General features: G+C 73.1%; 17 protein-coding genes. 10 read left to right on the top strand and 7 right to left on the bottom strand.

The window, feature by feature from the left end; translation table 11 throughout:
- Positions 1-36 precede the first annotated feature (36 nt).
- The 4 genes from LCN96_RS40295 to LCN96_RS40280 all read right to left on the bottom strand — a co-directional run bounded on the left by LCN96_RS40295 (position 37) and on the right by LCN96_RS40280 (position 3443).
- Positions 37-1575 carry an aldehyde dehydrogenase family protein gene (locus LCN96_RS40295; protein ID WP_225267663.1) on the bottom strand — a complete coding sequence of 513 codons (1539 nt, stop codon included), beginning with the start codon at positions 1573-1575 and terminating at the stop codon, positions 37-39.
- A 32-nt stretch (positions 1576-1607) separates the two neighbouring features.
- Positions 1608-2477: a UTP--glucose-1-phosphate uridylyltransferase gene (locus LCN96_RS40290; protein WP_225267662.1), complete on the bottom strand. Its 870-nt coding sequence runs from the start codon at positions 2475-2477 to the stop codon at positions 1608-1610.
- A 95-nt stretch (positions 2478-2572) separates the two neighbouring features.
- The gene (locus LCN96_RS40285) at positions 2573-2845 is read right to left on the bottom strand and encodes a DUF1876 domain-containing protein (RefSeq protein ID WP_225267661.1); all 273 of its coding nucleotides are present in this window, start codon (positions 2843-2845) and stop codon (positions 2573-2575) included.
- 43 nt (positions 2846-2888) lie between these two features.
- A complete protein-coding gene (locus tag LCN96_RS40280; protein ID WP_225267660.1) occupies positions 2889-3443 on the bottom strand; it encodes a TetR/AcrR family transcriptional regulator in 555 nt (184 codons plus the stop codon).
- Between the two features lie 97 nt (positions 3444-3540).
- Here LCN96_RS40280 and LCN96_RS40275 point away from each other — a divergent pair, with 97 nt between their 5' ends.
- The gene (locus tag LCN96_RS40275) at positions 3541-4281 is read left to right on the top strand and encodes an SDR family oxidoreductase (protein WP_225267659.1); all 741 of its coding nucleotides are present in this window, start codon (positions 3541-3543) and stop codon (positions 4279-4281) included.
- A gap of 180 nt (positions 4282-4461) precedes the next feature.
- Here the strand turns inward: LCN96_RS40275 and LCN96_RS40270 are convergent, their stop codons facing one another.
- On the bottom strand, positions 4462-5013 hold the full coding sequence (locus LCN96_RS40270; RefSeq protein WP_225267658.1) for a cupin domain-containing protein: 552 nt from the start codon (positions 5011-5013) through the stop codon (positions 4462-4464).
- A gap of 91 nt (positions 5014-5104) precedes the next feature.
- Here LCN96_RS40270 and LCN96_RS40265 point away from each other — a divergent pair, with 91 nt between their 5' ends.
- From LCN96_RS40265 to LCN96_RS40245, 5 genes are read left to right on the top strand one after another with little or no spacing between them, the layout of a single operon-like run.
- The gene (locus LCN96_RS40265) at positions 5105-6766 is read left to right on the top strand and encodes an SWIM zinc finger family protein (RefSeq protein ID WP_225267657.1); all 1662 of its coding nucleotides are present in this window, start codon (positions 5105-5107) and stop codon (positions 6764-6766) included.
- Positions 6763-8184 carry a DUF5691 domain-containing protein gene (locus LCN96_RS40260; RefSeq protein WP_225267656.1) on the top strand — a complete coding sequence of 474 codons (1422 nt, stop codon included), beginning with the start codon at positions 6763-6765 and terminating at the stop codon, positions 8182-8184. The genes LCN96_RS40265 and LCN96_RS40260 overlap by 4 nt, the downstream gene beginning before the upstream one ends.
- Entirely contained in the window at positions 8184-9248 is a 1065-nt protein-coding gene (locus LCN96_RS40255; protein ID WP_225267655.1) for an ATP-binding protein, read from the top strand. The genes LCN96_RS40260 and LCN96_RS40255 overlap by 1 nt, the downstream gene beginning before the upstream one ends.
- On the top strand, positions 9245-11473 hold the full coding sequence (locus LCN96_RS40250; RefSeq protein WP_225267654.1) for a DUF5682 family protein: 2229 nt from the start codon (positions 9245-9247) through the stop codon (positions 11471-11473). Before LCN96_RS40255 ends, LCN96_RS40250 begins: the two co-directional genes overlap by 4 nt.
- Before the next feature lie 41 nt (positions 11474-11514).
- Positions 11515-12669 carry a VWA domain-containing protein gene (locus tag LCN96_RS40245; RefSeq protein WP_225267653.1) on the top strand — a complete coding sequence of 385 codons (1155 nt, stop codon included), beginning with the start codon at positions 11515-11517 and terminating at the stop codon, positions 12667-12669.
- 8 nt (positions 12670-12677) lie between these two features.
- Here LCN96_RS40245 and LCN96_RS40240 read toward each other — a convergent pair whose 3' ends face one another.
- Complete coding sequence (locus LCN96_RS40240) at positions 12678-14129, bottom strand: DHA2 family efflux MFS transporter permease subunit (protein ID WP_225267652.1); 1452 nt, start codon at positions 14127-14129, stop codon at positions 12678-12680.
- Positions 14130-14226: 97 nt separating this feature from the next.
- Between LCN96_RS40240 and LCN96_RS40235 the strand changes: the two genes are divergently transcribed.
- The 3 genes from LCN96_RS40235 to LCN96_RS40225 all read left to right on the top strand — a co-directional run bounded on the left by LCN96_RS40235 (position 14227) and on the right by LCN96_RS40225 (position 17434).
- Entirely contained in the window at positions 14227-14961 is a 735-nt protein-coding gene (locus LCN96_RS40235; protein ID WP_225267651.1) for a TetR/AcrR family transcriptional regulator, read from the top strand.
- 76 nt (positions 14962-15037) lie between these two features.
- Positions 15038-16420 (top strand): MFS transporter, encoded by a 1383-nt coding sequence (locus LCN96_RS40230; RefSeq protein WP_225267650.1) that lies wholly within the window; start codon positions 15038-15040, stop codon positions 16418-16420.
- A gap of 9 nt (positions 16421-16429) precedes the next feature.
- Positions 16430-17434, top strand: a complete 1005-nt coding sequence (locus LCN96_RS40225; RefSeq protein WP_225267649.1) for an enolase C-terminal domain-like protein — start codon at positions 16430-16432, stop codon at positions 17432-17434.
- Positions 17435-17437: 3 nt separating this feature from the next.
- On the opposite strand, the gene LCN96_RS40220 is transcribed toward LCN96_RS40225, so the two are convergent.
- Complete coding sequence (locus LCN96_RS40220; protein WP_225267648.1) at positions 17438-17644, bottom strand: hypothetical protein; 207 nt, start codon at positions 17642-17644, stop codon at positions 17438-17440.
- Between the two features lie 207 nt (positions 17645-17851).
- Here LCN96_RS40220 and LCN96_RS40215 point away from each other — a divergent pair, with 207 nt between their 5' ends.
- Positions 17852-22147 (top strand): caspase, EACC1-associated type, encoded by a 4296-nt coding sequence (locus LCN96_RS40215; protein WP_225267647.1) that lies wholly within the window; start codon positions 17852-17854, stop codon positions 22145-22147.
- The last annotated feature ends 1 nt before the right edge of the window (position 22148 follow it).

The following is a 22148-nucleotide window of genomic DNA, read 5'->3' as shown; positions in this document are numbered from 1 at the left end:
AGCGGGGCCCCTTCGCGTGAAGGGGCCCCGCTCTCGTCATGCCAGGCGGAAGTCCAGATCGGGGACGATCTCCGCCACGTCCATCTGCGCCTTCTGCAGGCGGCCCGAGTGGTCCCAGTTCATCGCCTGCCAGCGGGTGAACTGGTCGAGCACCCACATGCCGGACTGGCGGCTGCCGTTGCCCGACTTGCCGTTGCCGCCGAACGGCAGGTGCGCCTCGGCGCCCGAGGTGGAGTTGTTGACGCTGACCATGCCGGCCGAGATGCCCTCACGGAAGCGGAAGGCGTGCTGCGGGTCGGTGGTGTAGATGGAGCTCGACAGGCCGTAACCGGGCAGGTTGGCCAGGTCGAGCGCCTCCTGCAGGGTGGAGAACGCGGTCACGCCCACGATCGGGCCGAACGTCTCCTCCATGAACAGCCGGTCGCCCGGCCGCACGCCGTCCACCACGACCGGGTGGTAGTAGAGCCCGTCGCCGCCGTCGAAGTCGCCGCGCGGGTTGTCCTTGGTGATCCGGCCGGTGGCGCCGGTGACGACCTGGTGGTGCGGCTCGATCCAGGTCAGGTACTCCTCGTACCGGTCGGCGAACTTCGTGTCCAGCAGCGGGCCCGCCAGCACGTCCTGCTCCGGGTCGCCGATCCTGGCCGCGCCGACCGCCCGCGCGAAGCGCCGCACGAACTCGTCGTGCACGCTCTCGTGCACGATCACCGTGCCGAGGCTGGTGCAGCGCTGGCCGGCGGTGCCGAAGCCGGAGAACAGCGCGCCCTCGACGGCCAGGTCGAGGTCGGCGTCCGGCATGATGACCATCGGGTTCTTGCCGCCCAGCTCCAGGCAGGCCGACTGCAGGTGGCGGCCGGTCAGCTCGCCGATCTTTCTGCCCACCTCGCTGGAGCCGGTGAAGCCCACCTTCTGCACGGTGCCCTCTTCGAGGGCCAGCTCCAGGCCCTCGAAGGTGCCGGTGCCGCCGGCGAAGACGAGGTTCAGCACGCCGTCGGGCAGGCCCGCCGCCGTGAACAGCCGGAACAGCGCGTGCGCGGAGGCGGCGGCGTACTCGGCGGGCTTCCACACCACGGCGTTGCCGCACAGCAGGGCCGGCACGAGGTACCACGACGGGACGGCCACCGGGAAGTTGCCCGCCGTCACGACCGCGGCCACGCCCACGGGGTTCCTGAACGTGAACAGGTTCTTGTCCGGCATCTCCGACGGCACGGTCTGCCCGTACAGCCTGCGGCCCTCGCCCAGGAAGAAGTCGCAGGTGTCGACGATCTCCCTGACCTCGCCCAGCGCCTCGGCGTACGGCTTGCCGATCTCCTCGGTCACCAGCCTGGCCAGCCGCTCGGTGTTGGCCTCCACCAGCCGCCCGATCGAGGCGATCACCCGGCCGCGCACCGGCGCGGGCACCCTGGCCCACTCGCGCTGCGCCTCCTTGGCGGTGCGGCAGGCCGCCGCGAACGTCCGTGCGTCCGCCAGGCCGACCCGCGCCACCACCTCGCCCGTACGGGCGGGGTTGATCGACTCGTACGTGCTCGCGGCCTCCCCGTCCTTGCCGCCCACGATGGAAACGATTTGTCGGCTCACCGGTGCCCTCCTCGTAAGTTCTTTCGTAGACGCTAGCTCTCCCGGGCCAGTTTGCGCAGCTCCGGCCCGTAGACGGGATCGGCCAGCGCCGCGGCGAACTGCGCCCGCAGGTAGTTGAGCGGGGAGCCGGTGTCCCACCAGGTGCCGTCGATGACCTGGCCGAACACCGGGTTGGCGGTGGCGTGGCGGTGCAGGGCGTCGGTGAGGTAGATCTCGCCCTCGGGGTGCTCGTGCCAGCGGCTCGTGGCGGCCTCCAGTTCGGCGACCACCCCCGGGGTGACGACGTAACCGCCGATGGCGGCGTACCGGGAGGGGGCCTCCTCCGGGCGCGGCTTCTCCACCAGCCCCGAGATGCGCAGGCGCCCGCCGCCGAGGTCCTCCTCGACGATCGGCACGCCGTAGCGGGAGGCGTCCTCGACCTCCATCGGCATCAGGGCCAGCACCGGGGCGCCCGTGGCCTCGTAGGCGGACTTGAGCTGCCTGGCGCGGGGCACCTCGGCCACGAACACGTCGTCGGCCCACAGCACCATGAAGGGCTCGTCGCCGATGACCCGGGCGGCGTTGAGCACGGGCGTGCCGTTGCCGTACGGGCCGCGCTGGTACAGGTACGTGATGTGGGCCAGCGACGACAGCTCGGCCACGGCGTCGGCCAGGTCGTCCTTGCCGGCCGCGCGCAGCTCCCGCTCCAGGTCGCCGTCCGGGGCGAAGTGCCGCTGGACGAGGTCCTTGCGCGCCGAGGTGACGATGGTGATGTCGTCGATGCCGGAGTCCACGAGCTCGCGGATGGTGTGCTCGATGACCGGCTTGTCGCCGATCGGCAGCATCTCCTTCGGCAACGCCTTGGTCAGGGGCAGCAGCCGGGTGCCCAGCCCGGCCACCGGGATCACGGCCTTGCGGATCATGGGGTCTCTCCTCGTGCGGACGGCGCGACGGACAGGACGTTACCCCAGGGATTGATCTTTGATCCTGCCGGGCGTGCTCCCTGTGGTGCGTGGAGTCACCACGAGCGGGTGGGGGGCGCGGCGTCGGCGGCGGATCCGGAGATGTCGTGATTGGCGATGACGGCCAGGCGCTGCGCCAGGTCCGCCAGCGCCCGGGAGGCGGCCACCTCGTCCCCGATCTCCGGCTTGGACGGGTCCGCGGGGTTGCGGCGGGCCCGGCCGGTGCCGGTGACGTGCTCGCCCTTGGCGGTGGTCAGCGTCGCCTGAGCCGAGGTGTCGTCGCCGGTCTCGGTCAACGAGATGCGCACGGTCCATTCCTTGGTCTCCATGTCCCGCCCCTTACCCGCAAACCCGGCTCATGCTCATGGGCGCTCAGCCGCGGCTGCGTACGCCCTCCAGGATGACCCGCAGGAGGTGCCGGGCGCGGGTGTCCCACTCGCTCTGCTCCAGGCGGGTCAGGTAGCCGAGCAGGAGGATGAGGTCGCGGGCGTCCACGTCGGGACGGATTGTCCCGTCGGCCTTGCCGGCGTCCAGCAGCGTGGTCAGCGCGTCGCCGATGGGGCCGAGGCTGTGCGCGGACAGGTCCCGCCAGACCCCCGCCTCGACGGCGGCCAGCACGCCGCGCTTGACCTGCGCGTAGTCGGCCACCCTGGCCAGCCAGCGGGTCAGGGCGGTGAGCGGGTCGTGCTCGGCGAGCAGTGCCGGGGCGGCGGCCACGAGGTCGTCCACGTCCTTGCGGTAGACCTCGGCGAGCAGGTGCTCCCTGGTCGGGAAGTGGCGGTAGAGGGTGCCCTGGCCGACGCCCGCCCGTTTGGCGATCTCGTTCAGCCGTAGCTCGTCCGCGCTCGCGACGACCTCCCGCGCGACCTCGATGATCCGCTCGCGGTTCTCCGCCGCGTCGGCGCGGCGGCGGGCAGGTGGGTTCATCGGTCCTCGGCATGGTGGGTTGGCTAAGCGGACACGTGTCCGCTACTGTGGAAGACGTAAGCGGACACGTGTCCATTCTAGCTGGAGGTCGTACGCCATGTCTGTCATCAGCGGCAAGGTCGTCGTCGTCACCGGGGCGAGCAGCGGCATCGGCGAGGCCACCGCGCGCCTGCTCGCCGAGCGGGGCGCGGCCGTCGTCCTCGGTGCGCGGCGTGCGGAGCGCCTTGAGGAGATCGCGGGGGACATCCGCTCGGCGGGCGGTCGCGCCGCCGTCCGCGTCACGGACGTGGCCCGCCGCGAGGATCTCGAAGGGCTCGTCGCCCTGGCCGTCAGTGAGTTCGGGCGGCTGGACGTGCTGGTGGGCAACGCCGGCATCGCCAGGACCGGCCCCGTGGCGGACCTCGACGTGGACGGCTGGTCGGCGATGATCGACGTCAACCTCCGCGGGGTGCTGCACGGCATCGCCGCGGCGTTGCCGGTGTTCCGCCGCCAGGGGCACGGGCATCTGGTGACGACGGTGTCGACGTCCGGGCTGAAGATCGTGCCCACCCAGGCCGTCTACGCGGCCACCAAGAACGCGGTGCGGACGCTGCTGGAGGGGCTGCGGCAGGAGTCGACCGACGGCGTGCTGCGGACGACGGCGGTCTCGCCCGGGTACGTCCGCACGGGGCTCGCCGACTGGATCGATGATCCCGAGGTGCGGGAGCAGGTGCGGCGGGACATGGAGCGGATGGGCATCGCGCCCGAGGCGGTCGCCCGGGCCATCGCCTTCGCGGTGGAGCAGCCCGCGGACGTGGAGATCGGGGAGATCGTCATCCGCCCGACCGTGCAGGGCTGACGGCCGCCGCGTTCACTGCTCGCCGGTCAGGGCGCACCACGTCGTGCTGGAAACCCTCCTCCACCGGCTCCCGCACCCACCTCGATCAGCCGTCGCACCGCTCCCTCCGGCAGCCGGTGCCGGTCGGAGAACTCGCCCGCCCAGCGTACGAGCGCCGTGCCGAACAGCGCCGGCCGGACGTCAGGCACGGAAGTCGGCGAAGTCGAAGCCCGGCGAGACCACGCAGCTCACCAGCACCTCCGCGTCGCCCGCCGGGCGCGCCGCCTGCCACACGCCGCCCGGCACGACAGCCTGCGGCACCTGCCCGCGCTCGACGTCGGGACCGAGGACGACCGTCTCGTCCCCGATCGTCAGGTCGAGCGGCCCGCCGCGGTGCCACAGCCAGATCTCCGCCGACGTGACCACGTGCGGCACGGACTCCTCGCCCGGACACAGCAGGAAGTAGATGGCGGTGGCGCTGGCCCTGGGGCCGGGGTAACCGTCCGGCACGAACGTGACAGGCGACCGGTAGGTCTCCTTGAACCAGCCGCCCTCGGGGTGCGGGAGCAGGTCGAGGGCGGCGGCGACGGGCGGGCGCGCGACGAACGCGACCGGTTCGCCCGTGACGTCCCTGCGCAGGAAGCGGCCGTCGTCGAGGACGACCTGGCCGTCGAGCGACCCGGACGCCTTCAGCGCCGCCTCTTCGTCGGTCACCTGGATGGACGGCCCGTCGGGGTAGCTCCTCAACTCCACACCCCGAGTTTATGAGGATATTTCCGGACAAGCCTCACCGTCGCCGCCGCTCTCGCGCGAAATGTCGGTCAGCCTGGCTAGTCTGCGGCAGGTGATTGAACGGTGGAGCCGCGATCAGGTGCTCGCCCTCGCGCCCGACACGTCGTCCCAGAAGGCGGCGCAAGGGGTGGCGGCTGCCGGCAAGTGGTCGCTGCGCGGCACTACGGGCACGGTGTTGTACGGGGAGTGCAAGGGCAGCGGTGCCAAGCCTTACCTCGCGGCCGTTGATCTGAGCGAGCCCGCGTATCGGTGCAGTTGCCCGAGCAGGAAGTTTCCGTGCAAGCATGCGCTGGGGTTGCTGCTGTTGTGGTCCGCCGATGGGGTGCCTGATGCGGAGGCGGCGCCGCAGTGGGTGACGGAATGGATGGATGGGCGCGCCGAACGGGCGGTCAAATCGGCGGCCCGGCTGGAGGCTGCCCGCGCGGAGGCTGCCCGGCTGGAGGCTGCCCGGCTGGAGGCCGCCCGTGTGGAGGCCGCCCGTAGGGAAGGTGCTCGCGCGGAGGGGTCTTCTCAGGAGGGTGCTCGCGCTCAGCCGGCCACCGCCGACGGCTCGCCGCCTTCGGCCTCAGCCCAGGGCCCGGCCGGGGATCCGGTCCTCGGCGCTGGCTCCGACGCCCGGACGGGCCCGGGGCCCGCCGAGCAGGGCGGCATGGGCGCTGGACGGGCCGGGCAGGGCAGTGGCGTCCGGTCGGGGGCCGGTGGGCGGGTGGAGTCCGTACGTCATCAGCGGGTCGCCGCCGGGCTGGCCGAGCTGGAGCGGTGGCTGGCCGACCAGGTGCGGCAGGGCCTGGCGGGAGCGCAGGAGCACGACTGGGACGGCCTGGCCAAGCGACTCATCGACGCCCAGGCGCCCGGCGTGGCAGGCGTCGTGTCGCGGCTGGCCCGGGTGCGTGCCGAGGAGGGCTGGCCGGGGCGGCTCCTGGAGGAGTACGCGCTCGTCAACCTGCTGGCCATCGCCTACCGCCGCCGGGCCGACCTGCCGGATGGCCTGGCCCAGACCGTCCTGATCCGCGCCGGCTTCCCTGTGACAAGGGAAGAGGTCCTGGCCGGGCCGCCGGTGCGGGATCACTGGGACGTGCTGGGCAGGCGCGACGAGGTACAGGACCGGCTGACGGCCCGCCGCGTCTGGCTCCGTGGCCGCCACACCGGCCGCCCCGCCCTCATCCTGTCGTTCGCGCCGCAGGGCCAGCCGCTGGACGCCTCCCTGGTCACAGGTACGACCATCGACGCCGACCTCACCTACTACCCGGGCGCCGCCCCCCTCCGCGCCCTCGTGGCCACCCGCCACGCCCCCGTCACGCCCTCCGCGACCGCCACTCCGGCGCCCGGGATCACCATCTCGCCACCCGGCGCTGGGGCAGCCTCCCGCCCATCTCCGACCGCCACCCCGGCGCCCGCGATGGCCTCCCCGGCGTCCGGCACCCCGCGATCCGCCACCGTGCCGCCCGGGATGTCGCCCGACGAGGCGCTCGACGAGGTGGCGTGGGCGCTGGCCGAGGATCCGTGGACCGAGTCCTGGCCGCTGGTCCTGGCAGGCGTGGTGCCCGGACGCACCGCCATCGGCGGCCTCCCGCTGCACCCCCGCGCGCACGACCCCTGGCGGCTGATCGCCGTCTCCGGCGGTCACCCGGTCACGGTGGCGGTCGAGTGGACGCCGCAGGGCCTGCGCCCCCTGACGACCTGGGACGACGACGGAACGGCGGTGATCCTGTGACCGGCTGGGACGAGCTGGCCTCGACGGCACTCGTGGGCACCGACCGCAGACCGTACCCTGGCGACCTGCTCGAAGCGGCGGCCGTCGAGGTGGCGCGGCGCCGCGCGGGCCGCCGCGTGGCGACGGGCAATCAAGCGCCAGGGACGACGGGCAATCAAGCGCCAGGGGCGGCGGATGAGCAGGCGCCGGGCACGCAGGAGGGCGGCCCCGACCCGCAGCAGAAGGTAGCGCCCGACGAGGAGCGGGAAGCGGTCGGAAGGCGGGCGGCCGAGCGGCTGGGCAGGCTGCTCGGCGGCGAGCACGAGAGGCTGATCCCCGAATGGCTGGCCGCAGCTGCCGCCACCGGCCGCAGGGTGCCCCCGTACGTGCTGCCCGAGCTGCTGGAGCGAGGCCGCCGCGACCGTTCGATCAGGGTGCATCTCGGCGTCCTTGCCGGGCAGCGCGGCCGTTGGCTGGCCGGGCTCAACCCCGCCTGGGCGTACCTGCTGGAGGAGCCGACGGGCGAGACCTGGGAGCTGGGCGGCGCCGCCGACCGGCGCGCGCACCTGAGCGTGCTGCGGGCGGCCGACCCCGCGCAGGCCAGGCGGCTGCTGGAGAGCACCTGGGAGCGGGAGACGCCGGACGAGCGGGCCGGGTTCGTGGAGGTGCTGGCCGACGGGCTGAGCATGGCCGACGAGCCGTTCCTGGAGCAGGCGCTGGACGACCGCCGCAGGGAGGTGCGCCAGGCCGCCGCGAACCTCCTGGCCCGCCTGCCCGGCTCCCGCCTGGCGCGGCGCATGGCCGAGCGGGTGCGCGCCTGCGTGACCATCAGCGGGGACGTGATCGCCGTCGAGGCGCCGGCGGCCTGCGACAAGGCGATGGAGCGCGACGGCGTGCGGCCGAAGCCGCCCCGGGGCATCGGCGAGCGGGCCTGGTGGCTGCAGCAGATCATCGCCCGCGCGCCCCTGTCCTTCTGGGGACGGCCGCACGACGTGCTGGGCATGCGGATCCCCGACTGGGACGCCGAGGTGAAGGCGGCCTGGGTCAGGGCCGCCGTGCTGCAGAGGGACCCGGAGTGGGCACGGGCGATGTTCGCCTGGGACCCGATCGCGGACCTGCTCGAATCGCTCCCTGCGCAGGAGCAGCAGGAGCTGGCCGCCCGGTTCGTGCGCGCCCACGACCTGGACAGCCAGTTGATCATGGTGCTGGGCGGCGTGTCGTCCCACTGGCGCGAGGGCCTGGCGACGGCCGTGCTCAACAAGATCGTGAAGGTGAACACCACACAGCCGTGGAACCTCGGCGAGCTGGTCAAGCTGGCCGGCGAGCACATCGACCCGGCCCTGTTCGAGCTGGCAGAGGACTACTCGCCCGCCGAGCCCGTCCAGCAGGTCGCCGCCCTGCTGCGTTTCCGTGCTGACATGTACAAGGAGCTCTCCTGATGACCGTTCTGCGCCCGCACGCGGAAGACCAGTACGCCGAGGAGCTGGCCGTCCTCGCCAAGGACGACGACCGGCCCAGGCCGCCGGGCTGGAAGCTGTCGCCGTGGGCGGTGACCACGTACATCCTGGGCGACGGCGAGCACATCACACCCAAGTACGTCGGCGCCCGCCGCATCGTCGAGGTGGCCGTGGCGACGCTGGCCACCGACCGGGCGCTGCTGCTGCTCGGCGTGCCGGGCACCGCGAAGACGTGGCTGTCGGAGCACCTGGCCGCCGCGATCAGCGGCGACTCGACGCTGCTCGTGCAGGGCACCGCGGGCACCGCGGAGGAGGCCGTCCGGTACGGCTGGAACTACGCCAGGCTGCTGGCCGAGGGCCCCTCGATGGACGCGCTGACCCCCTCGCCCGTGATGCGCGCGATGGCCGAGGGCCGGGTGGCGCGGGTCGAGGAGCTCACCCGCATGCCGTCCGACGTGCAGGACGCCCTGATCACCGTGCTGTCGGAGAAGACGCTGCCCATCCCCGAGCTGAACCGCGAGGTGCAGGCGCAGCGCGGCTTCAACGTGATCGCCACGGCCAACGACCGCGACCGGGGCGTCAACGAGCTGTCCAGCGCGCTGCGCCGCCGCTTCAACACCGTCGTGCTGCCGGTCCCCGCCACCGCCGAGGAGGAGGTCGACATCGTCGCCCGCCGTGTCGCCCAGCTCGGCCGTTCCCTGGAGCTGCCGGAGACGACGACGGGGCTGGCGGAGATCCGGCGGGTGGTGACGGTGTTCAGGGAGCTGCGCACGGGGGTCACCGAGGACGGCCGCACGAAGGTCAAGTCGCCGAGCGGCACCCTGTCCACGGCGGAGGCCATCTCGGTCCTGACCAGCGGCATCGCCCTGGCCGCGCACTTCGGCGACGGGGTGCTGCGGCCGTCCGACGTGGCCGCCGGGATCGTCGGCGCGGTGGTGCAGGAGCCGGTGTCGGACCGGGTGGTGTGGCGGGAGTACCTGGAGACGGTGGTGCGCGAGCGCTCCGACTGGCGCGACTTCTACCGCGCCTGCCGCGAGGTGTCATGAGCTCCGTGTCGATTCTGGGGGTGCGGCATCACGGGCCGGGCTCAGCGCGGGCCGTGCGGCGGGAGCTGGAGCGGCTGCGTCCCGACGCGATCCTCATCGAGGGCCCGCCGGAGGCCGACGCCCTGGTCGCGCTCGCCCCCGGCCTGGAGCCGCCGGTCGCGCTGCTCGCGCACGTGCCGGGCGCGCCGACACGGGCCGCGTTCTGGCCGTTCGCGGTGTTCTCCCCCGAGTGGCAGGCGATCCTGTACGGCACGTCCGCGGGCATCCCGGTGCGCTTCTGCGATCTGCCCGCCGCCCACTCCCTGGCCGAAGACCGTGACGTGGCTGCCGACCGCGCCGTGGCCGACCGTGACGAGGCCGAGCCCGCGCAGGAGGTGCCGACCGACCCCATCGGCGCGCTGGCCGCCGCAGCCGGTCACGACGACCCGGAACGCTGGTGGGAGGACGTCGTCGAGCACCGCGCCGGAGACACGCCGTTCGAGGTGATCGCCGAGGCGATGGCCGCCGTCCGCGAGGGGTACCGGCCGGACGAGCGGGAGGCCAGGCGCGAGGCGTACATGCGCAAGACCCTCCGCGCGGCCCTCAAGCAGGGCCACGAGCGGATCGCGGTGATCTGCGGCGCCTGGCACGTGCCCGCGCTGACCGGCCCGCTGCCGCCCGTCGCGGCGGACAACGCGGTGCTGCGCGGCCTGCCGAAGGTGAAGGCGGAGCTGACGTGGGTGCCGTGGACGTACGGGCGGCTGGCCTCGTGGAGCGGCTACGGCGCGGGCATCACCTCGCCGGGCTGGTACCACCACCTGTTCGAGGCGCCCGACCGGCCGGTGGAGCGGTGGCTGGCGCTGGCGGCGGGGGTGCTGCGCGAGGAGGGGCTGGCGGTGTCGTCGGCGCACGTCATCGAGTCCGTACGGCTCGCGCACGGCCTGGCCACCCTGCGCGGCAGGCCGCTGGCCGGGCTGGGGGAGGTCACCGAGGCGGCCAGGGCGGTCCTGTGCGAGGGTGACGACCTGGCGGTGGAGCTGATCCAGCGGCGCCTGGTGGTCGGCGACCGGCTCGGCCAGGTCTGCGACGGCACCCCCATGGTGCCGTTGCAGCGCGACCTGCGTGAGCAGCAGCGGCGGCTCAAGCTCAAGCCGGAGGCCCTCGACCGGGAGCTCGACCTCGACCTGCGCAAGCCCCTCGACCTCGACCGAAGCCACCTGCTGCACCGGCTGGCGCTGCTCGGGGTGGGCTGGGGCACGCCGGGGCAGGCGCGCGGCAAGGGCACGTTCAGGGAGACGTGGACGCTGCGGTGGCGGCCCGAGCACGACCTGGCGCTCATCGAGCACGCCGCCCTCGGCACCACCGTGGCCGGGGCGGCGGCGCAGCGGGCCAGGGACCTGGCGGGGAAGCCGTCGGCGGCGCTGGCCGAGCTGACGTCGCTGGTGGAGCGCTGCCTGCTGGCGGACCTGCCGGAGGCGCTGCCCGGCGTGCTGGCGGCCCTGTCGGCCAAGGCGGCCCTCGACACGGACGTCACCGGCCTGATGGCGGCGCTGCCCGCGATGGTGCGCGCCCAGCGGTACGGCGATGTGCGCGGCACCTCGGCGGCGGGGCTGGCGGTGATCGTGCGCTCGATGCTGGAGCGGATCTGCGTCGGGCTGCCGGTGGCGGTGACGGGGCTGGCCGACGACGCGGCGGCCGACCTGCTCAAGCACGTGGACGCGGTGCACTCGGCCGTCGCCCTCCTGTCCGGCGACGAGGCCGCGCGGGATCCGGCGGGGCCGCGCGGGCGGTGGCTGGGCACGTTGCGGGGGATGAGCGACCGGCAGGACCTGCACGGGCTCGTCGAGGGGCGGCTCACCCGGATTCTGCTCGACTGCGGTGAGCTGGACGACGCCGGTGACCGCATGTCCAGGGCCATGTCCAGGGGGCAGGCGCCGGCGCGGGCGGCGGCGTGGGTGGAGGGGTTCCTGGCCGGGGGCGGGTTGTTGCTGGTGCATGATCCGCGGCTGCTGGGGCTGGTGGACGGGTGGCTGACGGGGCTGTCGGGTGAGCAGTTCACGGACGTGCTGCCGCTGCTGCGCCGCACGTTCGGCGCCTTCGCCGCGCCGGAGCGCAGGGCCATCGGCGAGCGGCTCCGCTCGTCGGGCCGTGGTGAGGAGGGGGCGGGGGAGCCGGACGTGGACGAGCGCCGCGCCGCGGCGGCCGTCGCGACCGTGCTGACGATCATCGGAAGGGCGGACGGGTGAGCGGCGGGCCGGCGACCAGCGGAGGAGAGGAAGGGGCCGCGATGAGTGCGGCGGATGAGCGGTTGCGGCGATGGCGGCTGGTGCTCGGCGGCGGTTCCGCCGACGGCACCGGCTGCGGCCTGGAGGGCGTGGACGCCCGCATGGACGCCGCCCTGGCCGCCGTCTACGACGAGGGCGGCGACGGCGACCGCAGGCAGGGCGGCCTCGGAGCGTCGGCGCCCCGGGTGGCCAGATGGCTGGGCGACATCCGCACGTACTTCCCGTCCACGGTCGTCCAGGTCATGCAGAAGGACGCGATCGAGAAGCTGAACCTCACCAGGCTCCTCCTGGAGCCCGAGATGCTCGAGGCGGTCGAGCCCGACGTGCACCTGGCCGGCACCCTGCTCGCGCTCAACAAGGTGATGCCCGACCAGGCCCGCGAGTCGGCCAGGGCGCTGGTGCGGCACGTGGTGCGGGAGCTGGAGCGCAGGCTGGCGCAGAAGACCAGGGCGGCGGTGTCCGGCGCGCTGGACCGCTCGGCCAGGACGCACCGGCCCAAGCGGGTGGCCGACATCGACTGGGACCGCACGATCCGGGTGAACCTGAAGAACTACCTGCCCGACAGGAACACCGTGGTCCCGTCCCGCCTGGTCGGCTACGCGCGCAGGCAGCGGTCGGTGCAGCGGGAGGTGCTGCTGTGCGTCGACCAGAGCGGGTCGATGGCCGCCTCGGTGGTGTATTCGAGCGTGTTCGCGGCGGTGCTGGCGTCGATGCGGTCGCTCAGGACGTCGCTCGTCGTGTTCGACACGGCGGTGGTGGACCTCACCGACCAGCTGCACGACCCGGTGGAGGTGCTGTTCGGCACCCAGCTCGGCGGCGGCACCGACATCAACCGGGCCGTCGCCTACTGCCAAGGGCTCATCACCCGCCCCACCGACTCGATCTTCGTGCTGATCAGCGACCTGTACGAGGGCGGGATCAGGCAGGAGATGCTGCGCAGGGTGGCCTCGATGACGCAGGCAGGGGTGCAGGTGATCGTGCTGCTCGCGCTGTCCGACGAGGGCGCCCCGTTCTACGACCACGAGAACGCCGCCGCGCTGGCCGCGATGGGCGTGCCCGCGTTCGCGTGCACGCCCGACGCCTTCCCCGACCTGATGGCGGCCGCGATCGAGCGCCGTGACGTCGCCCAGTGGGCGGAGCGGCACCTGGCGACCTGACCCGCGGGTCACGCGCCGTGCGGCTGCTGCCCGGGGCGGGCGCGGCGCGGCAGCAGGTACGACAGGCCGAACGTGAGCACCAGCAACCCGACCTCCACCCACACCGTGACCTCCATCGACGCCCCGAACTCCCCCTGATCGGCGAGCAGGCCGAAGAAGAGCGTGCCGAGGACGGCGGTGCCGAAGGCGCCGCCGAGCTGCTGGACGCCGGTGAGGGTGCCGGAGGCGGAGCCGGTCTCGTGCGGCTCGACCCCGGCCAGCACGATGTCGAAGAACGGCGCCATGGTCAGCCCCATCCCGACGCCCACGAGGGCCAGGCCGGGGGAGAGCTGCCAGGCGCTGACGTCCACGCCGGACACGTGGATGGTCACGGCCAGCACCCCGGCCCCGGCGGCCATCACGAGGATGCCGATCTGCATGAGGCCGCGGCCGAGCCTCTCCTGGAGGCCGGCCATCGCCAGGCCGAAGCCGACGACGCCGCCGAGGGCCTGCGGCAGCGCGGTCAGGCCGGCCTGGAGCGGCGTGAAGCCGAGCCCGGCCTGGGTGTAGAAGCTGAAGACGACGCCGAAGCCGGTCAGGCCGGCGAAGAAGGCCAGGCCGGCGACGAGCCCGCCGACGAAGCCGCGCTTGCGGAACAGGCTGGGCGTGACCAGGGGGTCCCGGCCCGACCTGGCGCGGCGCGACTCGTACCGGCCGAAGAGGGCGAACAGCACGACCGAGGCGGCCATCGACACGAACGTCCAGGCCGGCCAGCCCGCCTCGCGGCCCTGGATGAGCGGGAAGATCAGCAGGAAGGCGGCGACCGAGACCAGCCCGACGCCGGGCAGGTCGAGCCGGGTGGCGCCGGACAGGCGGAACTCGGGCAGGAAGCGCAGCGCGGCGAGCACGGCGGCCAGCCCGATCGGCAGGTTGATCAGGAAGATCATGCGCCAGCCGGTGCCGAAGAAGTCGGCGTCCACCAGCCAGCCCGCCAGCACGGGGCCGCCGACGGAGGAGATGGTCATGACCGGCCCGAACATGCCGAACGCCTTGCCCATCTCCTCCGGCGGGAACATCTCCCTGATCAGCCCCAGCCCCTGCGGCAGCATCACGGCCCCGAACAGGCCCTGCACGGCCCGGCCCGCGACCAGCATCTCGGGGCTGACGGCGATGCCGCACAGCAGTGAGGCGACGGTGAAGCCGGCGGCGCCGATCACGAACATGCGCTTCTTGCCGAACAGGTCGCCGAGCCGCCCGCCGGTGATCAGGCCGACGGCCATGGCCAGGGTGTAGCTCGCGCCGAGCCACTGCACGAGGCTCTCCGAGCCGCCCAGCTCCGCCTGGATGGTGGGGGCGGCGATCGCGGTGACGAGGGCGTCCAGCAGGTCCATGACCTCGGCGGCGAGGATCACGAACAACGCGACCCAGCGCCACCGGAACGGCCCCGCCTCGGTCGTCGCCGAGGTGGCGGTGACTGTCATGACAACTCCTTCAAACGGTGTTCTAGTCAACGAACGGCGTTCGTCAACGAACACCGTTTTATTAACGAACGGCGTTCGTGTCAAGTACAGTGTTCGTATGGCCAACGAACCCAGTGCCGTGCCGGCGCCCCCGTGGCGCAAGCCGCGCCGCCCCGCCCAGGTCAAGCGGCAGCTCAGCCAGGAGCTCATCGTCGAGACCGGGCTGCGCGTGCTCGACGCCGAGGGGTTCGACGCGCTGAGCATGAGACGGGTGGCCCAGGAGCTCGACACCGGCCCCGCCTCGCTGTACGCGCACGTGTCCGGCAAGGAGGAGCTGCTGGAGCTGATCTACGACCGGGTGCTCAGCGAGGTGCGGCTGCCGGAGCCCGATCCGTCCCGCTGGAAGCAGCAACTGCGGGCGTACGCCCTGGAGATCCACCGCGTCTTCCGCGAGCACCCCGACGTGGCCAGGGCGGCGCTGGCCACCATCCCGACGGGCGAGCACTCGCTGCGCATGGGCGAGTTCACGTACGGGCTGCTGATCGACGCCGGCATGTCGCCGAGGCAGGCGTCCCTGGTGATGGACCGGCTCACGCTCTACCTCGTCGGCGACGCCTACGAGGGCTCGGTGCACTGGGCCAGGATGCGGGCGTCCGGCATGAGCGGCCCGGAGGAGTATTTCCAGTCGTTCGTCGCGCAGATCACCGCCTACTACCGGGCGCTGCCGGGCGAGCGGTTCCCGCACCTGCGCGAGCACGTGGACGACCTGACCGCCGACGACGGCGAGGACCGCTTCGCGTACGGGCTCGAGCTGCTGCTGGACGGCATCGAGGCACGCATGCCCAAGCTCTGACCGGTCCGCCTTAGGCCCAATTGCCTAGGACCCGCGCCCGATGTGCTGACCAGGGGCTCCGGCATAGTTTGCCGGTATGACGACGACTGTTGAAGGACCCGTGGAGACCCCGGCGAGCGTGATCTCGCCGCAGTACCGCGCGCTCAGCATCGGGCTGGTGGCGCTGGTCACGTTGCAGGCGTTCGAGGCGATGGCGGTGGCCACGGCCATGCCGCTGATCGCCCGCGAGCTCGACGGCATGCACCTGTACAACCTGGCCTTCAGCGCCACCCTGGCGGCCAGCGTGATCGCGACCGTGCTGGGCGGCCGGTGGAGCGACGTGCGGGGGCCGCTCCAGCCGATCGGGGCCGGCGTGGTGACGTTCGTGGCGGGGCTGCTGCTGGCCGGGCTGGCGCCGACCATGGAGGTGTTCGTGGCGGGCCGGTTCGTGCAGGGGCTGGGGACCGGGGCGACCCAGGTGGCGCTGTACGTGCTGGTCGCCAGGGCCTACCCGCCGGCGATGCATCCCCGGGTGTTCGCCGCGTTCTCGGCCGCCTGGGTGGTGCCCTCGATGATCGGCCCGGCCATCGCCGGCTTCATCGCGGAGAGTTTCGACTGGCGCTGGATCTTCCTCGGCGTCACGGTGATCGTCGTCCCGTCGGCGCTGCTGCTCTGGCGCGGGACCGCCGGCCGGGCCGTCCAGGACGGCGTCGCCGGGCCCGCCCCCGGCCTCGGCCGCAAGCTGATCTACGCCGCGCTGACCGCCGTCGCCGCCGCCCTCATCCAGTACGGCAGCGCCCTCAAGCTGGCCGGCCTGCCCCTGCTCGCCGCCGGCATCGTGCTGCTGGCCGTGGCGCTGCCCAAGCTGCTGCTGCCGGGCTCCATGCGGGCCGCCCGCGGCCTGCCGACCGGCCCGCTGCTGCGCGGGCTGGCCTTCGGCTCGTACACGGCGGCCGAGGTGCTCATCCCCCTCATGCTCAAGTACGAGCGCGGCCTGAGCGTCACCGCGGCCGGCATCGTGCTCACCATCGGCGCCCTCGGCTGGTCCACCGGCTCCTGGATCAAGGGCCGCGGCATGATCGGCAACATGGCGGCCCTGCGCGGCGGCGCGCTGCTGATCGCGGCCGGCATCTCGCTGGTGACGCTCGTCCTGATCGACTCAGTGCCGCTCGTGCTCGCGCACCTGGGCATGGCCGCCGTCGGGCTCGGCATCGGCGTGCTGCACCCGACCGTGTCGGTGCTGGTGCTGGAGATGTCGAAGGAGGGCGAGGAGGGCAACAACAGCGCGGCCGTGGGCGTGGGCGAGTCGGTGTTCACCGTGGTGGCCGTGGCGGTCAGCGGCGCCCTGTTCACCGCCGCCGCGCAGAACTACGCGGTCGGGCTCGTCTTCACCGTCGGCCTCGCCCTTCTGGGCGCCGTGCTGGCCCCGCGTTTCGTTCACTCCCGGGCAGCGGGCACTATGGAGGGGACCGCGTCATAAGGGGGGTACATGCCGCGAGTGCGGGAGCTCGAGGTCTTCCGGCTGGTCCTGCCGTACGGCAGGAGGTCGGAGACCTTGCTCGTGAAGCTCACCGACCATGGGGGCATGACCGGGTGGGGCGAGGCGACCGCCCCCGCGGCGAAGACCTGGTCGAGGCTGGAGGAGTCGCTGGCGGCCCAGCTCGTCGGAGTGGACTGGGAGCATCCCGACACGGTGACCGGCGGCGACTCCGCCGTGGACATGGCCTGCTGGGACCTGTGGACCAGGATGCGCGGGGTGCCGCTCGCCGAGGCGATCGGCGGCACCCGCACCTCGCTCATGGCCACCGTACGGCTGGCGCCGGACCCGTCCGTCGAGAGCCTCGTGTCCCGCGTCAACCAGCAGGTCTGCGCCGGCTACGGGCACGTCACGCTGGACGTCAGGCCGGGCTGGGACGTCGAGCCCGTACGCGCGGTGCGGCAGGCCTACCCCGCGCTGACCCTGGCCGTCGACTGCGGCAACGCCTACACCGACCTCGGCCAGCTCGTCGCGCTCGACTCCTACGGCCTGGAGGTCATCGAGCGGCCCTTCGCCATCACCGACGTCTACGCCCACGCCTCGCTCCAGGACCAGGTGACCGCCTCGGTCGCGGTCGAGGCCGGCTCCGCCGCCGAGCTCGACGACTACCTGACCGTACGGGCGGCGCGGGTGCTGCTGCTGCGCCCGGCCGCGTTCCCGTCGCTGTCGGAGGTCAGGCGCGCCCACGACAAGGCCGCCGCGGCGGGCTGGGACATCCAGTGCACCGGCGGCCAGGGAGCGGGCCTGGCCAGGGCCGCCACGGTCGCGGTGGCCAGCCTGCCGGGCTGCACGCTGCCGTGCGACGTCACGCAGCCGCCCCGCCAGAACCAGATCGTCACCCCGATCGTGGGGGCCAACGCCGGGGTCATCGCGGTGCCGCTGACCCAGTCGGGGCTCGGGCACGACATCGACGAGGCGCGGGTGCGGCGCCTGTCCAAGGAGTCGTTTCGTTCGTAGCTTCTAGAGCGTGAGCTGGTGGTGCCAGTTGATGCCGCCGATGATGTCGGACAGGCGGTAGAAGTGCTGGCCCGCCTCCATCAGCGCGTGCCGGACGCTCTGCGTGCCGCGGATCAGGCCGGGAGGCGTGGGGCGGTCGGTGACCACGACCGGTGCGAGGGCGGCGGCCAGGGCGGCGGTGGCCAGCAGTAGGTGGGCGCGGTGGCGCATGTTCGGACCTCCTGAGTGACGGGACTCCGCCCAGGAGACCATGAGCCGCCGGGCGCGAGCCGGGTACGCCACAGTGGCGAGGCGCGTTCTTTACGCTCCAGCCGGGTGGCCAGACCATGCCGGATCGGGCATACCGCGACATGCTTGGCCGGTGCCACGATAGGACTCCCGATCAGGACGGCGGGCGGCCGTGAAGGAGTGCCGGAGGTGGACTCGCTCCTGCTCGAAGGGCCAGGCGTACGCGTGCTGCTCGCCGGCTCCGGCAGCCATGCCCCGGGCTCGCGCCTGCCGGAGGTGCCGTCGATCGCCGGCACGCTCACCGATCTGGGCCGCTGCCTGACCGAGTGCGCGGGCCTCGACCCGGCCCACCTGACCGTGCTCCAGGACCCCGCCGACCCGCGCGAGCTCGGGGCGGCCCTGGTAGCGGCGGCCGAGGAGGCGAGCGAGGTGCTCGTCGTCCACTACGCGGGTCACGGCCTGCTCAGCGTCAAGGGCGAGCTGCACCTGGCCACCAGGGCCACGGTCGATCTGGGCAAGGGGATCGCGGGGCACCAGGCGCTGCCGTACGGGGAGGTGCGCGACATTCTGGCCGGCAGCCGGGCCGCGCTCGTGCTGCTGGTGCTGGACTGCTGCTTCTCCGGCCGGGCCGGGCTCGCCTCCAGGGCCGCCGTGGGAGAGGTGTTCGAGTCCGTACGTCACGGCACGTACGTGCTGGCCGCCTCCGGCAGGGACGAGGCCGCCTGGGCGCCGCCGCAGGAGCGGCACACCGCGTTCACCGGCGCGCTCATCGAGCTGCTCACCGCCGGGGATCCGCTGGCCCCGCGCCTGCTGACGCTCGACGACGTGCACCGCTCGCTGGCCAGGACCCTGACGGAACGCGGCCTGCCGGAGCCCCGCCGCCAGGCCGCCGACCGGGGCGGTCATGCCCCGCTCGCCGTCAACGCCGCCTGGCGGCAGCGGGGGCGCGGGCGGGCGGGGGAGTTCAGCCCGTACCGGGGGCTGGCCGCGTTCGGGGTGGAGGACTCGGCCTACTTCTTCGGCCGGGCCGGCCTGACCGGAACACTGGCCGACCGCGTGACCGAGCAGCTCGACCGGCCGGGGCCGCTGATCGTGACCGGGCCTTCCGGTGTGGGGAAGTCCTCGCTCCTGCGTGCCGGCCTCATCCCGGCCATGAGCGGCACCCGCTTCGTCGTCCTCGTGCCGGGCTCCGACCCGGTGTCCGCGCTGGCGTCCCGCTTCGCCCCGCTTTCGAGCACCGTCCCGGAGACGGACGCGGCGGGGCTGCGGGCCGCCATCGAGGCGGACCCCACCCACCTGCGTCAGGTGCTCGCCGGGGGGCCGGGCCGGGCGGTGCTCATCGTGGACCAGTTCGAGGAGGTGTTCACGGCCTGCCGGGACGAGCGGGAGCGTGAGACGTTCATCAGGGCGCTCGCCGCCGCCTGCGGTGAGCCCGCCGGAACGGCACCCGTCGTGGTCGTCCTCGGCGTGCGCGCCGACTTCTTCGGCCACTGCTCCGCCCATCCCGAGCTGCTCACCGCCCTGGAACACCCGCTCGTGGTCGGTCCCATGGCACCGGTCCACCTGCGGGAGGTGATCGAAGGCCCGGCCAGACTGACCGGCCTGCAGATCGAGGACGGCTTGGTGGAGCTGCTCCTGGAGGAACTCGGCACGGCGGGCGGCTCGGTCTTGCCGCTGCTGTCCCACGCCCTGCTCGCCACCTGGCAGCACCGCGAGGGCGATCGGCTCACCCTGGTCGGCTACCGCGCCACGGGCGGCATCAGCCGCTCGCTCGCGAAGACCGCCGACTCCACTCTCGAGCACCTCGACCTGCGGGGCCGCCAGGCCGCCCGCCGCCTCCTGCCGCGCCTGGTCCGCCTCGGCGATGGCACGGAGGACACCCGGCGCCGCGTCCCGATCCCCCAGCTCCTGCCGGCGCCCGGCACCGAGCGGCACGAGGTGGCCAGGCGGGTGCTGGACCGGTTCGTCGCGGCGCGGCTGGTGAGCGTGGACGAGGAGGCCGTCCAGATCACCCACGAGGCGCTGATCAGGGCGTGGCCGCGGCTACGCGCCTGGATCGAGGCCGACCGGGCGGGCCTGCTGGTGCTGCAGCAGCTCGTCGAGGACGCGGCCGAGTGGCTCCGGCACGACAGGGACCCGGCGTTCCTGTATCGGGACACCCGCTTGGTGGCGGCCCAGAGCACCACGGGCGCGGCGGGTGACTCCCTGCCGGATGAAGCCCGCGAGTTCCTGGCGGCCAGCGCCCAGCGAGACCGGCAGGCCGTCCGCCGGCGGCGGGCCATGGTGGGGCTGCTCGCCGGGCTCCTGATGGTGGCGCTGGTGGCCGCGGTGGGAGCGGTGCAGCAGTGGCGGGTGGCGGCGGAGCATCGAGCCACCACGGCGGGACGGGATCTGGTGGCGCAGGCAAGGGAGGTGGCCAAGACGGATCCTAGGACCGCGCTGCGGCTGAGCGTGGCGGCGATGAGCGTTACGGATGATCCCGGTACGGCGGGAGAGGCGACCGCCGTCATCACCGCGAACCTCTACGCCGGTTCGTTCGCCCCGGGCAGGGAGATCAGGGGCCGGCCGGCGATCATCCCCGGTACGGCAGTCGTCGTGGTGGCGGACATGGGCGGGGTCGTATCGCTCTGGGACCTGTCGCGGGGAGGCTCGCCGGTCAAGATCGCAGAGGTGAGTGCGGGGGTGGGGGAGCCGAACGCCCTGGCGCTCAGCCCGGACGGGACTCTCTTGGCGGTGGGCGGACAGGGGAGGACACCCGCGCTCTTCGACACGAGGGATCCGTCGAGGCCGCGGCTGCTCAACGTGGTCGAGCCCCCGTCCAGCGGCTTCGAGAGCGTGCACTCGCTGGCCTTCGCCGCCGGAAGACTCGTCACGGGAGGCACGAGGCGCGCGGGAGAAGGCGCCGAGCAGGTCGTCACCGTCTGGGACGTGGCCGACCTGTCCCGCCCCCGGCACGTTCACCGATTGGGCGACGGCGACGGCTGGGCCCGCGTCGGGGCAAGCGCCGACGGGCGCTTCGTGGTCGCCTGTGAGCAGGGCGGGTGGCTGGGGCTCCTCACGATGACACGGAGGTCCACGCTGCGGGAGGTGGGCACCTCGGGTGAAGTGGCGTGCGACGACGTCACGTTCGCGATCAGCCGGACCGGGACCATGGTCCTTTCCGACTTCCTCGCGGGAGTGTGGGACCTGTCGGGCCGGGCCGCGCCGCGCCGGGTGGCGGAGCTTGAAAGCCCTGATCCGGGTATCCATGAGGTTGCCGTCCAGGAGGACGGCCGACTCGCCGTCACCGCGGATGCGCGCGGCAACGTCATCCTGTGGAATCTGTCGGTTCCTGCTTCGCCCCAGCAAGTCGTCACGCTCAGGAGGGGCGTGGGTCTGCGCTACGCCGCCTTCGAGGCGGGCGGGGACCGGCTGGCCATCGTGACCGCTGATGAGGTCGAGCTCTGGGACGTCGGACGCGTCGGCCGGCCGCGCCCTCTTTCCGGTCCGGCCGTGCAGAATCTCATCGGCCTGCGCGTCGCGGGGAACGCACGGGTCCTTTACGCCGTGCACGGGCCGGACGCCGGCCTGCGCCACGACGTGTTCCTCTGGGACATCGGCGGGACCGGCCCGCCACGCAGGATCTCCGTGATCGAGGGCGTGAGGACGGCCACGGTCAGCCCGTCGGGGCGGCTGATGGCTGGTGAGCTCAGCGAATCGGGGCAGGGGGCCTTGTGGGATGTCACCGACCCGGCCTTCCCCCGCCGGATCACGGAGCTGCCGGAGATGCCCGACCTCATCAGTCCGGACGACCGGTTCATGGTCGTGCGGACCTGGGAGGAGGGGCTCTCCTCGATCCAGGACATCTCCGACCCCAGCTCGCCCAGTTCTGTCTCCGTCATCAAGGTGCACCCCGCGGGGCTCGTCCACGGCGGACGCTTCTTGCTGGGCTGGAGCGACGCGCTTGGTGAGTCCGTCAGCACCGAGCTCTGGGACGTCGCCGACCTCCGCCACCCCGTCCGGAAACTCGTCATACGGGACGCGGCGGTGCACTTCCTGCCGGACGGCGGTGACGCCGCTGTGATCGCGGCAGGCGTGGAGAACGTGCTGCTCGACCTGAAGGATCCGGCTCACCCGATCAGGAGCACGCGGCTGGACGACGCGTCGTGGGGCCCGACGTTCTCCTTCAGTGAGGACGGCCGCTTCCTGCGCGATCTCGGTCCTGCCGGACTCACGATCTGGGAGGTCTCGGACCGGCGGCACCCACGCAAGGTGGTGGCGGAGCTCGGGATCATGGCGGAGGGGGGTGGGGCCTTACTCAGCCCGGACGGGCTCACCGGCGTCACGAGGTCGGGCGGGAACGGCGCGACGATCTGGGACCTGACCCGGCTCATGGACGTCGTCGCCCATCCCCGCGAGACGGCGTGCGCGTCCATCGGCACCGGCCTGGACCGGCAGGAATGGGCCGATCACCTCCCGGACGTGGCCTACCGCGAGACGTGCTGAT

The organism is Nonomuraea gerenzanensis, assembly GCF_020215645.1.
GTDB classification, from domain to species: domain Bacteria; phylum Actinomycetota; class Actinomycetes; order Streptosporangiales; family Streptosporangiaceae; genus Nonomuraea; species Nonomuraea gerenzanensis.
The sequence above is the reverse complement of the archived record's forward strand: the minus strand, read 5'-3'. Positions and strand labels throughout refer to the sequence as shown.

Bases quoted from the DNA above. Each gene is read 5' to 3' on its own strand.
- LCN96_RS40290 (WP_225267662.1), bottom strand. From the start codon at position 2,477: ATGATCCGCAAGGCCGTGATCCCGGTGGCCGGGCTGGGCACCCGGCTG.
- LCN96_RS40285 (WP_225267661.1), bottom strand. From the start codon at position 2,845: ATGGAGACCAAGGAATGGACCGTGCGCATCTCGTTGACCGAGACCGGC.
- LCN96_RS40280 (WP_225267660.1), bottom strand. From the start codon at position 3,443: ATGAACCCACCTGCCCGCCGCCGCGCCGACGCGGCGGAGAACCGCGAG.
- LCN96_RS40275 (WP_225267659.1), top strand. From the start codon at position 3,541: ATGTCTGTCATCAGCGGCAAGGTCGTCGTCGTCACCGGGGCGAGCAGC.
- LCN96_RS40255 (WP_225267655.1), top strand. From the start codon at position 8,184: ATGACCGTTCTGCGCCCGCACGCGGAAGACCAGTACGCCGAGGAGCTG.
- LCN96_RS40250 (WP_225267654.1), top strand. From the start codon at position 9,245: ATGAGCTCCGTGTCGATTCTGGGGGTGCGGCATCACGGGCCGGGCTCA.
- LCN96_RS40245 (WP_225267653.1), top strand. From the start codon at position 11,515: ATGAGTGCGGCGGATGAGCGGTTGCGGCGATGGCGGCTGGTGCTCGGC.
- LCN96_RS40240 (WP_225267652.1), bottom strand. From the start codon at position 14,129: ATGACAGTCACCGCCACCTCGGCGACGACCGAGGCGGGGCCGTTCCGG.
- LCN96_RS40235 (WP_225267651.1), top strand. From the start codon at position 14,227: ATGGCCAACGAACCCAGTGCCGTGCCGGCGCCCCCGTGGCGCAAGCCG.
- LCN96_RS40230 (WP_225267650.1), top strand. From the start codon at position 15,038: ATGACGACGACTGTTGAAGGACCCGTGGAGACCCCGGCGAGCGTGATC.
- LCN96_RS40225 (WP_225267649.1), top strand. From the start codon at position 16,430: ATGCCGCGAGTGCGGGAGCTCGAGGTCTTCCGGCTGGTCCTGCCGTAC.
- LCN96_RS40220 (WP_225267648.1), bottom strand. From the start codon at position 17,644: ATGCGCCACCGCGCCCACCTACTGCTGGCCACCGCCGCCCTGGCCGCC.